The 14,339-nt window shown below is 31.4% G+C and carries 9 protein-coding genes; 2 read left to right on the top strand and 7 right to left on the bottom strand.

What is annotated here, in order from left to right; translation table 11 throughout:
- Positions 1-82 precede the first annotated feature (82 nt).
- From ACE01P_RS09470 to ACE01P_RS09450, 5 genes are all read right to left on the bottom strand, one after another.
- Positions 83-1,222: a cytochrome-c peroxidase gene (locus ACE01P_RS09470; protein WP_379696694.1), complete on the bottom strand. Its 1,140-nt coding sequence runs from the start codon at positions 1,220-1,222 to the stop codon at positions 83-85.
- Positions 1,223-1,224: 2 nt separating this feature from the next.
- On the bottom strand, positions 1,225-2,823 hold the full coding sequence (locus tag ACE01P_RS09465; RefSeq protein WP_379696691.1) for a DUF6850 family outer membrane beta-barrel protein: 1,599 nt from the start codon (positions 2,821-2,823) through the stop codon (positions 1,225-1,227).
- Positions 2,824-2,833: 10 nt separating this feature from the next.
- Complete coding sequence (locus ACE01P_RS09460; RefSeq protein ID WP_379696688.1) at positions 2,834-4,141, bottom strand: DUF4876 domain-containing protein; 1,308 nt, start codon at positions 4,139-4,141, stop codon at positions 2,834-2,836.
- 17 nt (positions 4,142-4,158) lie between these two features.
- A complete protein-coding gene (locus ACE01P_RS09455) occupies positions 4,159-6,831 on the bottom strand; it encodes a TonB-dependent receptor domain-containing protein (protein WP_379696685.1) in 2,673 nt (890 codons plus the stop codon).
- A gap of 398 nt (positions 6,832-7,229) precedes the next feature.
- Positions 7,230-8,225 carry an NAD(P)H-dependent glycerol-3-phosphate dehydrogenase gene (locus ACE01P_RS09450; RefSeq protein ID WP_379696682.1) on the bottom strand — a complete coding sequence of 332 codons (996 nt, stop codon included), beginning with the start codon at positions 8,223-8,225 and terminating at the stop codon, positions 7,230-7,232.
- A gap of 251 nt (positions 8,226-8,476) precedes the next feature.
- On the opposite strand from ACE01P_RS09450, the gene ACE01P_RS09445 reads away from it, so the two are divergent.
- Entirely contained in the window at positions 8,477-10,906 is a 2,430-nt protein-coding gene (locus ACE01P_RS09445) for a toxin-antitoxin system YwqK family antitoxin (protein WP_379696680.1), read from the top strand.
- A 273-nt stretch (positions 10,907-11,179) separates the two neighbouring features.
- Here the strand turns inward: ACE01P_RS09445 and ACE01P_RS09440 are convergent, their stop codons facing one another.
- Together ACE01P_RS09440 and ACE01P_RS09435 are read right to left on the bottom strand one after the other, a co-directional pair.
- A complete protein-coding gene (locus ACE01P_RS09440; protein WP_379696677.1) occupies positions 11,180-12,337 on the bottom strand; it encodes an iron-containing alcohol dehydrogenase in 1,158 nt (385 codons plus the stop codon).
- A gap of 170 nt (positions 12,338-12,507) precedes the next feature.
- Positions 12,508-13,269 carry a type 1 glutamine amidotransferase domain-containing protein gene (locus ACE01P_RS09435; RefSeq protein WP_379696674.1) on the bottom strand — a complete coding sequence of 254 codons (762 nt, stop codon included), beginning with the start codon at positions 13,267-13,269 and terminating at the stop codon, positions 12,508-12,510.
- A gap of 85 nt (positions 13,270-13,354) precedes the next feature.
- Here ACE01P_RS09435 and ACE01P_RS09430 point away from each other — a divergent pair, with 85 nt between their 5' ends.
- On the top strand, positions 13,355-14,260 hold the full coding sequence (locus ACE01P_RS09430) for a LysR family transcriptional regulator (protein ID WP_379696671.1): 906 nt from the start codon (positions 13,355-13,357) through the stop codon (positions 14,258-14,260).
- The last annotated feature ends 79 nt before the right edge of the window (positions 14,261-14,339 follow it).

The following is a 14,339-nucleotide window of genomic DNA, read 5'->3' as shown; positions in this document are numbered from 1 at the left end:
GACTGCGACTGCGACTGCGACTGCGACTGCGACTGCGACTGCGACTGCGACTGCGACTGCGACTGCGACTGCGACTGAAAACTTATTGTGGCAAAACAGGCGGTCTCATTCTATAAGCTCCCGTTGATAAACTCATAATAAAATCTTCTAAAGCGATTAGTTCTGATTGGCTTAAATCTAATTTTTTTATCAGTTTTGATGTTGTTGGAAACAAAGTATCGTTTAATTGACTTTCTTTTCGTTTTGGTTGAGGCATTCCTGCATTGTAAATATTTAAAACGCCTCGCAAATTTGGAAATAAACCATTGTGCATGTAAGGTGCATTTTGAGAAACGCCTCGTAAAGATTGCGTTTTAAATTCACCAACATTTTCTGCTTTTCCAGTAACATTATATCTTCCTAAATCTTCATATTGTCTTCCGTAATAGGTCAAACCTACATTATGAAATTTATTATCGGCGAAATTTGCGGTGTTATGACAATTGATGCAACGGGCTTTAGTTCGGAATAAATGCAATCCTTGAACTTGTCTGTTGGTTAATTGTGTAGAATCTCCTTCAATGAATCTATCAAATTTACTTTTTGGAGTAATTAATGTTCTTTCGAAAGTTGCGATGGCTTTTAAAATTTCTTCCTGAGTTAATTTTTCTTTTCCGAAAGCCTTTTTAAAATACGGTTTGTACCCTTTTATTTTATTCAACCGTTTTGTTGCCAAGTCAATATGAAAGTTCATTTCTTTAGCATCTTTGATTGGAAAACTGGCTTGATCTTCTAAAGTTTCAGCTCTTCCATCCCAAAAGAAAACTTTAGAATACGCAATGTTCATTAAACTTGGAGCATTTCGGTTTCCTTGTTGTCTTCCTTCTCCATAGGAAACTCTTCGTGCATCGCCCCAGTTCAATTCGGGATCATGGCAATTGGCACAGGAAATTTGTCCAGATTTGGATAATCTAGGATCAAAAAAGAGTACTTTACCCAATTCAGCCTTTTCTTCGCTATACGGATTGTTTTCGGGAAATTCAGGTTTGCCTAAAACTCCGATGTCTTCAAAACCTTGACTATAAACTATAGAGTCTACTTCAGGCTTTGGCCATTTTTGATAATCGCCGCTACTGTATAATCTTTTTAATTCAGAAATAGACAGATTTGGTTCAATCTTAGAATAAGAAAGTATGATTAGTGAAAATGCCATTACTCCAATGGCAATTAACTTCGTTTTCATTTTTAATAATTTAATTGTACACCCATTTGAACCCAATAGGTGGTATTCGTGTTAATGCTGATTGGATAATCAGTTTGTTTTTTAAGTGCGATTTTCTCTTTTAAGTTGGTAAAGAAAACCACTGTTTTATTGTTTTTGACTGGATAACTGTATTCTAAACGCAAAGCTGGCGCAAAATAATTGGTTGTACTTACAGCATAATCATAGATAATAACTTCATTTAAGAAAGAAGCATTTGTTCCGCCAGATGTATCGTAATATTCTAATTTTGACGAAAGTGGGAAATACATATTAAAACTAATGGTTGAATTCAGTTTGCTTTTGCTAAAAGAAAAATCTTTGCTTGCGTAAATTCCAGTATTTAGTGAATTTATTTCAATGTCATTTGTTGCCATAATATCACTGTATTGATTTTGCTGATAAAGAATATCAAATCCTAATAAATAATCAATATTTGAATCTGTTTTTTGTGAAACAGAATTTAACCAATTAATAGAATTCAGATTGTTTTTGTAATTATAACCATTGTTTTTTACATCATAATTTTTTCCATTGTTTGTGTTAAATTTTAATGTTGATTTGATTTCCTTATTATTCCATCTATGGAAAATAAATATTTCAGCATGATTTACATTAGTTTCAAATTTTAATCGTTCACGGTTTTCAGTTGAAAAAACACTGGTATAAAAAACATTTTCTGATTTAGAATTATAGTATAAAGCTGTTAATGAGGTGTTTTGACTGTTGAAGTTATAACCTAATCCTAGTTTATTTTGATTTTCGTTATAAAGAAATCGTGAGCCGCCATAGTAATCTGATTTGAAATAATTTAGAATTCTTCCGTAGCCTGAATTAAATCTCAAATAAGTTTCAGGATTAGCTTCTACATTTGCATGGTCATCTTTATACAAGTATGAAAAATCTTTATCAGACCTTGAATATTCGGCTAAAGCAAAAGCTTTATTATTTTCTTTAAAAAGATATCCAAGCTGTAATTCTCCTCCAATTTTTCTTGAAATAATTTCTGGTCTTGGATCAAGATTTCGACTATATTTTGATGCATTGTAATTGAGTTTTGCTGCAATTGCTATTTTTTTGGTAATATCTTTTGAAATACCTCCGCTTATTTTATATTCTTGATTGGTCCAATTTGCTTTTCTTGGAACAAAAAAATAGTGAGGAGCAATAACTTCTTGTTCTTCAGATCTATCATCAGAGAGCACCCATCCTAAATCTTTTTCATCTATTTTTTTTAGAGATAAATTGCCAAACAATTTCCATTTAGATTTTGATGTGTAATATCCTTGGGCTAAAAATTGATATGTATTGATTTCATTTGCTATTTGTTTTCTGGCAAACTCATTTTTTTGAAACTCATAAGATACTTCGGTAAACGTAAAATCTTTTATGTATCGATTGGTGTAATTAATAGGATATTTGAAAACTTGATTTTTAACCTGCGAATCAATAATATGATTCGAAATCATAATACTGTCTTGCGCTTTCGCTGAAAAAGAAAAGAAAATAAACAAAAAGAGTAATGCCTGAAAATACCAGGCATTACTTTTTGTATGCAAAAGTGTGTTTTTGTAGATTTTCATTAATGAAAATTTAGTTGAATCCTCTTGGGTTTGCAGTTATTTCCACAAAATCATTAGTAGAATTGTTTGTGTCTTGAAGAATAATTCTTCCGCCAATTGTAGTTTTAGTTTTTCTAATTACTGATTTAGAAGAATAAGGACCACTTGTTAAATAAGTATTTCCTCCATCTATTTCTGCAGGTAATTTTTTAGGAACAAAACCGGAACCTAAATCTTTTGTCATTTCAACACCATCAATTAATACAGAATGTGGAATTTGTAAATATAAATTCTTGTCTCCTTTTGGATTTTTATAACTTTTTAAAGTAGCTAGAGTAGCGGCGTTCATATTGAAAATGGCAATTGCTTGTCTTCCATTTGGATCAAGAATCATATCATTATTTCCGTTACCCCAATAAGCAATCTCTAAATCTGGTACAGCTGGATTTTGAATGTCAAATTGATAAAGATCGCCTAAGTACGTTCCTAAGAATGATTCAAAGTCAGAACCGCTTAAATCTACTGTTAATTCTGGATTTAGAATGCTTACCGTTTTTCCTAAATTATCTGAATAATTTGCTTGATGGTTAATTGCATTTTGAGCAATTACTATACTTTTTCCTGGTTGTACGGGATGTTCTGTACCATTTCCAGGAATTCTAAAAATATTTGAAGCATATACATAATCTGTATTAGCAGCATCGCCCAATGTCATGTCTGCAGATTTACTCCAATCAAATTGACCTGTAGATAACGTATAAGAATATACAGTTGTAACATTTGTGCCGTATAATTGCGCAATCAATAACCCGTCAGCATATTGAACTTCATTTGAGTTATTATAGATTTCGATAAATTGGTCTCTGAAAATAGCGCCTTTTTTTGTATCAGAACCTCCATAATATATTTGCTTAATCACGAATTCTCCAACCCTTGAAGTCTTCATTATAATTTCTTTTGATACTGTTTCAGAATTTACAGCTAAGCTGGTTTCCGTTCCATTGAAATTGATTTCATCTTCGGTTGGAGTATAGCCAAAAGTTTCAGTGAATTCTGCAGACAGCATTACTTTTGTAGCAGAAACAGAATAAATTCCAGGTAAAATTTGATTGAAAGATGCAATACCATTTTCATCTGTTTGAGCAGTATATTTATTTCCAGTTTCATTATTTACAATAACAACTGTTGAATTTTTTGTTGCCAGATTATTGAATGTTTCATCATACTTAAGCGAAATAGATAAGTTTACTGGTCGTAATGCTTCATCGTCGTTGTTGCTGCAGGACTGAATTAATAATCCTAAAAGGAATGTTATAGAAAGTAGGAATGTTTTTTTCATAGTAATATATATTTAGTTTAAAATTTGTAGTCGAGTCTTGTTCCGAAAGAAAGTGTTGCAATGTTTGATAATGTTTTATTACCAGAATTGTCAATGTAAAATGGTTTAAGATTTAAGAAGTTTGTCGCATAAAGTGAGACACTAAAACCATTTAAAAAATCTTTTGAAACTCTTAAATGAAAATTATGCAGCATGTTTTTTAACTTACTTTCGGTTTGAGTAGATTCTTTTATGAGATGCCCATATTTTAATGTGTTTGTTTGGTCTTCAACGGGAATTTCGTGATAAACCAAATCGGCATCTAAGTAACCATTTGGATAATTGCTTGTTGGTGTTCTGGAATTGCGAAGCAATATGTGCTCGCTTCGCATAGATACAAGTAGACCGATAGATGGAATATGATAATTGAAATTGAAACTTGTCGTAAAATTGTCTGTTAAACTATTTCTAGGATTGAATACTCCATATCTTTCAACCGATAAAAGATTTGTTGATGCATAATATTCCTTAACATTCGAAAAATCTTTTGTATAAGTATAAGAGGCATTCATACTGATATCAAGATTCAGAGATTCTATTTTTTTGAAATTAATCATCGTTTCTAAACCTTTATCTTCTGAAGTATTACTGTTCGTCAAACTATTATTGAAATAGTAAAAATTTTCAGTTCCAACAATTTGATAGGTTGGAATTTCTGTTCCAGACACCATAATTTCTGCTTTTGGAATTACTCTGAAAACAGGAATTTTTTGGCTAGAAAATCCATTGTATAGTTTGTTATAATATCCAGTGAAATTAGCTGTAGCAAAAGGTAGTTTTACATCTAGACCAATTTCAGTTCGATATGATTTACTAGGTTTCAAGTTTAAATTATCTCCAGGTGCAATTATGGTCTGAATCCATGCTTTTTGATAAACACCAGGATAAGTATAAATACCACTGCCGACTAATTTATCGAAATACCGTTCTCCAGTATACATCTGATTTAACGAAGGAGCTTTAGATGACATTCCTAATCCTGCTCTTAACCTAAAAGTTTCATTAAGTGTATAAGAGGAATTGATACGCGGCTGTAATGACAAATTCCCTAACTGATTGTCAAATCTTACTCCTAAATCAATATTCAGGAGTTGATCATTATCAAATTTTTTAAATATTTTGTCTTCAATGTATGTTGATAACTGATATTCTGTTTTTGCATTATTAAAACTATAATCTCTATAGCCAATAGTACTATTTCCTTCGTTCGTTAGCGTGTAGAAATTCAGTAATCCAGATGTTGCGTTTTTTCTGCCTTCACCTTTATTGGTACTTGTTCGGCTTGAAACTCCAAAAACTAAACTATGAACCCAATTATTTCTGTTTGTTAGTGTTTTAGTAGCTTCCAATGTTATAAATGTAGAAATAGGAATTCCTTCTACTGTACTTATACTAGTATATTGGGAAGGCACAATTACGGCTTCATGAATTCCTTCTTCAGATGTATTAGTTGCAGCAGAAGCCGATGTATTCATCCATTTATCTCTTCTGGAAAACTGTTTGTCATAACTAAAGCTTGCATTTACATTAATGCCTTCTACCCATAATTTTTTTGGTTTCCACATAAAATTATTAGAGACAGAAAATCCTTTTTTTTCATTTTTTACAACTTGAGCACTGATATCGTCTGGATCACTTTTTGAATCATCCAAATTCATCCTAAAAGAAGTACTTACAGTATTTTTTATCGATGCATCATTATTCTTATATTGCCATGATATGTTTCCGTTGATTCTTTCATAGTTTAAGATATTGTCGCGCGGATCGGCCTTAGAATCCAAATAGTTGATAGCAAAATTCATCGAATTGTTTGTATCGAATTTGACGCCTTTAGTTAAATTCAGCTCAGATGTTGCATCTCGTATTGATGCTGATACACGATATGGAGTATTTCCTACTTTAGTAGTAATTAATACAAGTCCTGAGGTTAAATCACCATATTTAGCCGAAGGAATTCCTTGTATAACTTTTATTTCTTCTATGTTATTAGTTGATATTTCTCTTAAATCGACTCCTGCATTTGCATTCGTAAAAGTATTTTGTCCAATCCCAAAAGTATTTCCAAGGCCTGAATTCGGATTAAAAGCTTGCATATTTTCATTGTTAGAAATAGGAATGTCATTCATTACAAATGAGGTTCCAAAAGCCTTAGATGAATAGTTAACAGATGTTGTAGTAGCAGTACGAAATACAATGTTTTTGAATTCATTTAGATTGAAACTTGTTGTGGTTTGGCCAGGAAGCTGTTGTAAAACATCATCCAAAGAAAAGGCCTGAACATTATTTATAGCATTCGTTCCCAATGTTAATTCAGAATATTTGCGGTCTTTATTGGCTGTAACCATCACTTCTTTAAGATGAAGTGTATTATCTTCTAAATAAACCGTTATGGTATTTTGATTGTTTTTTAAAACTTGATTGATGTCTTTTTTTCCAAGAATAGAAAAATTTAGCTCAATGTCTTGAAGATAGGGAATAGAGATGCTAAAATTTCCGTCTTTATCAGAAATGGTCCAGTTTTCTGTTTTCGTATCACGAACAAAAACTCCGGGTAGCACGCCAGATGTTTCTTTAGATAAAATTTTACCTGAAACTACTTTTTGAGAAAAAATTATTTGAGAAAATAAGAAAAGAATAATAATAAAGCGCATTTGTTTTTAATTAGAACAAATAAAAATAATTATGCAAATCTATCGATTATTCTTTGTGAAGCAATGAAAAACAAGGACGTTTGTAAATTATGAGTATATGTTTTTTTATAAAAAAACACTAAAATGAAATTTCAAAATAGAGTTATTGTGCTGATAAACAGTAAAATATGTTATTTGGTTTTTTATAAGAGCGCAACAGCAATTTTTTTATTGAGATGTATGTATGATGTACTACTAAACAAGTCGTTTCTTGTTAATTGGAGTATGATTTTTTAAGTTAGCTTTAATTTTTTAGAATTTTTCCAATAAAAAAAGCCAAGACTGAAATCCAGCTTGGCTCTTTTTTTATTCGGTACAAAAGGAAAAATCTTTCCTCTTGCTTCTATTTTTCTAAAGGATTAATCCAAAGATTCAGTTAGTTTTTTGAAAACCGTTTTGGCATCTTTTCCGTCATATAAAACAGCATAAACGGCATCGATAATTGGCGTTTTGGCACCGTAACCTTGATTTAATTTATAAGCACTTTTTGTTGCATAATAACCTTCAGCAACCATGCTCATCTCCATCATGGCACTTTTTACGGTATAACCTTTTCCAATCATATTTCCGAACATTCTATTTCTAGAAAAAACAGAATACCCTGTAACCAATAAATCGCCCAAATAAGCTGAATCATTAATGTTACGTTTCATTTTATGTACTTTTCTAATGAATTTCTTCATTTCACGAATCGCATTACTCATCAAAACCGATTGGAAGTTGTCGCCGTAACCTAAACCGTGTGCAATTCCGGCAGCAATAGAGTAAATGTTTTTCAGCATCGCAGCATATTCAGTTCCGATAATATCGTCTGAAATTTTGGCTTTGATGTAATTTCCAGAAAGTGATTTTGCTACAATTTTAGCTTTATCAGGATCGCCACAAGCAATTGTCAAGTAAGAAAGTCTTTCTAAAGCTACTTCTTCTGCGTGACAAGGCCCTGTAATAACTCCAATGTTGTAATATGGAATGTCGTATTGAATATGGAAATGTTCGCCAACAATTAAACTCGTTTCAGGAACAATCCCTTTAATAGCAGAAAAAATGATTTTATCTGATAAAGAAACCGTCATGTTTTTTAACTCGGCATCTAAGAAAGCAGATGGAATAGCAAAAATGATATAATCTGCATATTCTATTGCTTCATTTATATTGTTGGTTAATTTCAGTTTTTTGGTATCAAATTCAACAGAACTCAAGTAGTTCGGATTGTGTTTGAATTTCTCAATATGCTCGATAGCAGCATCATTGCGCATATACCACGAAATTTCAGAAAGATTTACACATAACATTTTTGCAATTGCCGTTGCCCAGCTTCCTCCACCAATCACTGCAAATTTTAAATTTTCGCTCATTATTTTAATAATTTAAAACAAAAGTACTTAATAAAATAGTTATAATACAAAATCTAATTTAAGAAATTTATGAATGATAACATGAGCATTTTGTTTAAAGGTTAAAGATCATGACGATTTCTAGCTTTATTTATTTAAAATATTTCAGATGAATTAAAAAATCTTATTTTTGAAGAAATTTCTTTCAAATGATGCGTTTTGTTTTAACAACTATTTTATTGTTTTCTGTAACTCATTCTTTTTCACAAATTATGGAGCCACTTTATTATGATGAAAAGTGGAAAACCACCAACAAAGAAAATGCTTCTTATTATCGAATTATGCCGTCAAAAAAGTTAGGCGATCTCGTTTTATTGGAAGATTTTTATAGCAATAAAAAACCGCAATTTCAAGGATATACTTTTCAGAATAACGAAGGAAATTATGCTGGCGATATTGTATGGTATGATACAAACGGATTCGATCAGTCTTTTTATCAATTTTACAATCATACTACTAATCCGGTTTTAATTTATTATTATCCGAACGGAGAGAAGAGAAAAACCGTTGCTTATAAAAACGGCAAAAAAGAGGGAGAAACGATTCTTTTTCATGAAGACGGAACAATTTTGATGAAAGGAAAATATGCAAAAGGAAGACCAGAAGAAGGGGATTTTGAAGAAGTATACCGATGGGATAATTATCACACCAACCAATCAGATAATGAAATCATTGAAGATAACGAAGCTGTAACAGCTGCTCCTGTAATGATTGAAGATTATGCTATTGCAGGGAATTCTAAAACGGAAAAAAAACTGCCAAAGAAAATAGTGAAGAAAAAAATATTCTGGAGCAACTCGAAACAACTTGCTCAGGAAATTTGGTACAACGCTGAATACAATAATTTCCGTCCTATTCGACAAATTAATTACGATCGATCCGGAAAAGTGTTGCAAACTTTAAAAGATCTTGATTTAGAAGATTACGGTCAGGATATTGTCAATGGAATAACATACACGTATTATCTTCAGAATAATTTTGCCATAGCTATAAAATCAAAAACCAATTATAAAAATGGAATGAAATCTGGAGAGGAAATTCAATATTATCCTAATGGAAATGTTTTAAAAAAGGTGCAATATTCTGACGGAGAAATAAAAGGTGATGAAATTGAATACAATTTTGACGGAACGATAAAAGCGAAACGAACTTATAAAAACGGAAAGCCTTTTGAGGGTAATTTTGACGATAATTTTGCAAGAGATTTAATTATTAATGAAAATTATAAAAATGGATTAAAAGAGGGCGAAGCTATTTTAAGAGATGAATCGGGAAATATCATTGCAAAAGGAATTTATAAAGAAAATAAACCATTTAACGGAATATTTGCTGTCAAAAATGAAAATGAAGAAAACGAATTAATCAATGTTACTAGCTACAAGAAAAACGGTGTACAGAAAATCTTTAATTACTATCTGGACGATCCTGTAAGAACTTACACTATGGTAAATGACATTAAAAATGGCGAAACTGTTTTTTATGATAATCGAGAAGTGACTGGAAAACTGGAATACAAGAATGATTTACCGTATGAAGGAAATTTAGTTGAAGCTAAAATGAGCACAATCTATAAAAAAGGAGCCATAGCAGAAGAGATTTATTATAGAAGTGAATATGATAAAAAAGAGGAAGACAATGTTCTGAAAACAATATATTTTGAAAACGAAAAAAGAATAAAAATTGTTAATCAATCTTTTTTAATTGCTTCAGACAAACAGAATTCTTATACAGGAATTTATAAAAACGACAAACCGTTTTCAGGCTATTTTGCAACAGATTTCAACGAATTTAATCATGTTGATTATTATGAAAACGGAATGATCAAATATCAGTATTCGAATAATTATTTGGAAAATCTCGAAAAATATGAATATCCAAATTATGATATTAAATCGACTTATAAAGACGGAAAAATAGTTGATGGTCCTGAATACATAAAATTGAAGAAACAGTTTATTACCAAAAATTGGAAAAACGGTGTTCTAAAAAGTTTTGATTTTGATGTTTTTGCGATGCATTATTTTAATAGATATCATTTTGAATTAAAAGGTAATGCTATTGAATTGGAAGAATTTAGCAAAAAAATAAAAGGAAAAATTGTTTTAGAAAAAGCAAACAATAAAAACATAGGCAAATTTAGTGTTGAAGGAAAACTACTTATCACGAGTTCATCTGTTGAAGTTAATGAAACAATTCCGTCAGAATCTGGAAGTGTTTTGTATTACCAAACAGCAACTGCAATCGAAGCCAAGTTGTTTAAGTCAACAGAAGGAAATGATAGAGAAAGAAGGGATGTTGAAATTTTTAGCACTGTCTTTAGTTCGTATTTAGATCACAATAAACCCATTGAAGAAAATTTTAATCTGATTGCAACAAAAATCTCTTCAGAAAAAGATGTTGAACTGTTGTTCGGAAATGAACTCAAAGGAAATCTGATTGCAGGTTTAAGAATTAATGAAAACAAAAAACCAGAAATTGGAACGGCGATTCTGAAAAATAAAACTAATTCTTATGACTTAAAACTGTTCTACAAGGGAAAGCTTATGGAAGAAAAAAAGAATGTGGATTTGAAAAATTTGAAAACAGAAATAGAAAATTTAAATGAAATGTTGAATGTAAAAATGAATGAAAGCTATAAATAAAAAGCAGTTTTACGATTTCAATTTAAATCCTAAAAAAATATTTTTATTTACCACACAATAAAAAACAAAACTGTACGTTGTAAATCTTTATAAATTAGAATTTTAATGAATTTAGAAAAAATTGAGTTAGTTAGTTTTGTTTTAGTATTTTGAAAAGGCGTTCCTAAACTTGTTAAGAACGCCTTTTTTATTTTTAGTTTTCAGTCGCGGTCGCAGTTTTCAATAATTGCAAAACTGTAAACTGGCACTGAATACTGCCACTGAGCACTGAGACTAGTAAGAAAGTTCAACAATAGATTTTACTTTATCTAAAGTTACCAATTGTTTTTCCCCTAAACCATTCCATCCTCTTTCTTCAAAACGTTTTACGATAAAATCGGCTGTTTTAGAATAATCTTCTGTGTATTGAGAAAGTTTAGTATCCATTCCCATTGTATGGAAAAACTCTACAGTTTTGTTGATTGCTTCTTTTGCCACTTCTTCATCAGAACCTGTTAAGTTGAAGATTCTTCTTCCGTATTGTGCTAGTTTTCCTTTTTTAGTTTCAAACATTACATGGTACAAACTTGGTCCGATAATCGCCAAAGTTCTAGCGTGGTCAATTTCGTAAAGTGCTGTCAATTCGTGACCAATCATGTGCGTTGCCCAGTCGCTTGGAACACCTTTTTGAATTAATCCGTTTAAAGCCATTGTACAGCTCCACATAAAATTAGAAGCCAAAGTGTAATCGGTTGGATTTGCTACGATTCCAGGACCAACTTCAATTAAAGTTTGAAGAACACCTTCTGCAATTCTATCCTGAAGAAATGCATCAGTTGGATACGTTAAATATTGTTCCATAACGTGTGTGTACGCATCTACAACACCATTTTCGATTTGTCTTTTTGGTAAAGACGAAATTACTGTAGGATCGCAGATTGAAAATTGAGGAAATAAAGCGCTCCCACCAGAAGATAATTTCTCTTGAGTCGCTTCAATTGTTACCACATATCCAGAATTCATTTCACTTCCCGTTGCTGGAAGCGTTAAAACAGTTCCGAATGGCATTGCATTTTCTTTAATTAAAATTCTTTTTTGAAGAATATCTAATGGATTTCCATCAAAATTAACGGCTGCTGAAATAAATTTCACACCATCAATTACAGATCCACCACCAACAGCCAAAATAAAATCGATTTTTTCTGCTTTAATCACATCAACCGCTTTCATTAAAGTTTCAAATCTTGGATTTGGTTCAATTCCACCAAATTCTACAATTTCAAAACCTTTTAAGTTATTGATTACTTGATCGTAAATTCCGTTTTTAAAAATACTTCCACCACCGTAAGCCAAAAGCACTTTTGCGCTTTTTGGAACTAAAGTTGAAAGTTTCTCAATTTGTCCTTTTCCGAAAACTAAGTTTGTCGGATTGTATAATTCAAAGTTTAGCATTTTTTTTAAGGTTATAAGATGCTAAGTTGCTGAGGTTCTAAGTTTTTTTGAATTGAACTATTTCTTCAGCAAATTATCATCAATGTTTATTTAATTTTTTTAGTTTCTAAGATTCTGAGTTTCTAAATAAAAAACTTAGAATCTTAGAAACTCAGGATCTTAGTATCTTTTTACTTCAACTCTTGCAATAATTTTCCAGCTACCAATTTAGACGAAGCTGGGTTTTGACCTGTAATTAAAAGTCCATCTGCTACTGCGTAAGGTTGCCAATTTGGTCCTTTAGAAAAAATTCCTCCGTTTGAAGATAAAGCATCTTCCAATAAAAACGGAACCACTTTTGTTAATCCAACAGCTTCTTCTTCCTCATTTGTAAAACCAGTTATTTTTTTGCCTTTTACTAAATATTCTCCATTTACTTTTACGTTTTTCAAAACTGCAGGAGCGTGACAAACAAAAGCAACTGGTTTGTTATGTGTGTAGAAAGATTCAATTAAAGCGATCGAACTTCTGTTTTCAACCAAATCCCAAAGCGGACCGTGACCTCCTGGATAAAATACAGCGTCGTAATCTTTTTGATTAACGGTTGAAAGTTTTAAAGTGTTTTTTAATTTTTCTTGTAAAACTTTATCAGCGTCAAAACGTTTTGTGTCTTCAGTTGCCGAAGCTGGATCGGCACTTTTTGGATCAATTGGCGGTTGTCCTCCAAGCGGAGATGCAATCGTAATTTCAACACCTTGATCTAATAATTCGTAGTAAGGTGCAGCAAATTCTTCTGACCAAAATCCTGTTTTTTCTCCTGTATTACCCAGTTTGTCATTGCTGGTTACAACAAATAATACCTTTTTCATATTCTTTTTGTTTGATTTTTGAGCTTCAGCAGAAATGCTTACAGCTGTAAATGCAGTTATTGCGAATAGTGCTATTTTCTTCATAATATTAAATTTTGAACAAATTTACGACTAATGTGATATCAGTAAAAATAAAATAAACTATGTTTGTTATAAATATATTTATATCATGGTAAATCTAGAATGGTACAGAACTTTTAAAGCAGTTTACAAAAACGGTAATTTTTCAGTGGCTGCGAAGGAATTATTTATGAGTCAGCCTGCGGTTAGTCAGCAGATTTCAATGCTTGAAGCACACGTGGGGAATAAATTATTCAATCGGAAATCTAAAGGGGTTGAACCGACCGAATACGCTAAGTTACTGAATAATTTGATAATAGATGCACTTGATAGGCTCGAAAGTGTCGAAACCAGTTTTAGAGCAAAGGCCGAAGATGCGAATCGCTTAATTTCTGTCGGAATCTCGAAACATCTTTTTGAGTGCGTTGGAAATCTCTTAATTTCAAAATTTGATTTAATCGATTTTACTTTCGCAGAAAACGATGAACTATTTGCTTTGGTCGATGCCAAAAAGTTAGATTTTGCCATTACCACAAAAAGGTATGATACTTTTGATACCACTTACGAAATTGTTGGGAAAATTAAATTGATACTAGTAGCTCCAACTTCTTTGGATATAAGCGAATTTCGCCAAAAGTTAAAAGCAGATAATTTTACTGAAATCGAACAATGGCTAAATGCACAAAAATGGTATAGTCATGATGCAAGAATTCCGCATATAAAATTGTTTTGGTTGCATGCTTTCAATAAAAAAAGACCATCCATGGTTCCTAATTATATTATTCCTTCGGAATCTGAAATGCTTCGTCTTTTGGGCAAAAATGAAGGAGTTGCTGCGACATGGAATTGCAATGCGAGAGATTTTATTAAAAAAAATAAATTGCAGTTATTATGGAATAGCTTCCATGTGCCTGAAGAATTTGTGTATTTGTTGGCTCCTAAAAACAATAATTTGAAATCATTTTTTGATATTATTGAAAAAGAATTAAAGTTGTTTTTTGGAAATAGATTATAATCCTACATTAAACGCGTGTTAAATAATAAGAATATTCGTCGTGTTTTTTTGTCTTTGTTTTTTTAAGAGTTACTTTTGA

It is taken from the genome of Flavobacterium sp. HJSW_4 (assembly GCF_042436695.1).
Classification (GTDB): Bacteria; Bacteroidota; Bacteroidia; order Flavobacteriales; family Flavobacteriaceae; genus Flavobacterium.
Note: the sequence above shows the minus strand (reverse complement) of the source record. Positions and strands in the feature narration are given on the sequence as shown.

Excerpts from the sequence above, each read along its gene's own strand:
- ACE01P_RS09465 (WP_379696691.1), bottom strand. The coding sequence starts at position 2,823 with ATGAAAATCTACAAAAACACACTTTTGCATACAAAAAGTAATGCCTGG.
- ACE01P_RS09435 (WP_379696674.1), bottom strand. The coding sequence starts at position 13,269 with ATGAAGAAAATAGCACTATTCGCAATAACTGCATTTACAGCTGTAAGC.
- ACE01P_RS09440 (WP_379696677.1), bottom strand. The coding sequence starts at position 12,337 with ATGCTAAACTTTGAATTATACAATCCGACAAACTTAGTTTTCGGAAAA.
- ACE01P_RS09450 (WP_379696682.1), bottom strand. The coding sequence starts at position 8,225 with ATGAGCGAAAATTTAAAATTTGCAGTGATTGGTGGAGGAAGCTGGGCA.
- ACE01P_RS09430 (WP_379696671.1), top strand. The coding sequence starts at position 13,355 with ATGGTAAATCTAGAATGGTACAGAACTTTTAAAGCAGTTTACAAAAAC.
- ACE01P_RS09470 (WP_379696694.1), bottom strand. The coding sequence starts at position 1,222 with ATGAAAACGAAGTTAATTGCCATTGGAGTAATGGCATTTTCACTAATC.
- ACE01P_RS09460 (WP_379696688.1), bottom strand. The coding sequence starts at position 4,141 with ATGAAAAAAACATTCCTACTTTCTATAACATTCCTTTTAGGATTATTA.
- ACE01P_RS09445 (WP_379696680.1), top strand. The coding sequence starts at position 8,477 with ATGGAGCCACTTTATTATGATGAAAAGTGGAAAACCACCAACAAAGAA.
- ACE01P_RS09455 (WP_379696685.1), bottom strand. The coding sequence starts at position 6,831 with ATGCGCTTTATTATTATTCTTTTCTTATTTTCTCAAATAATTTTTTCT.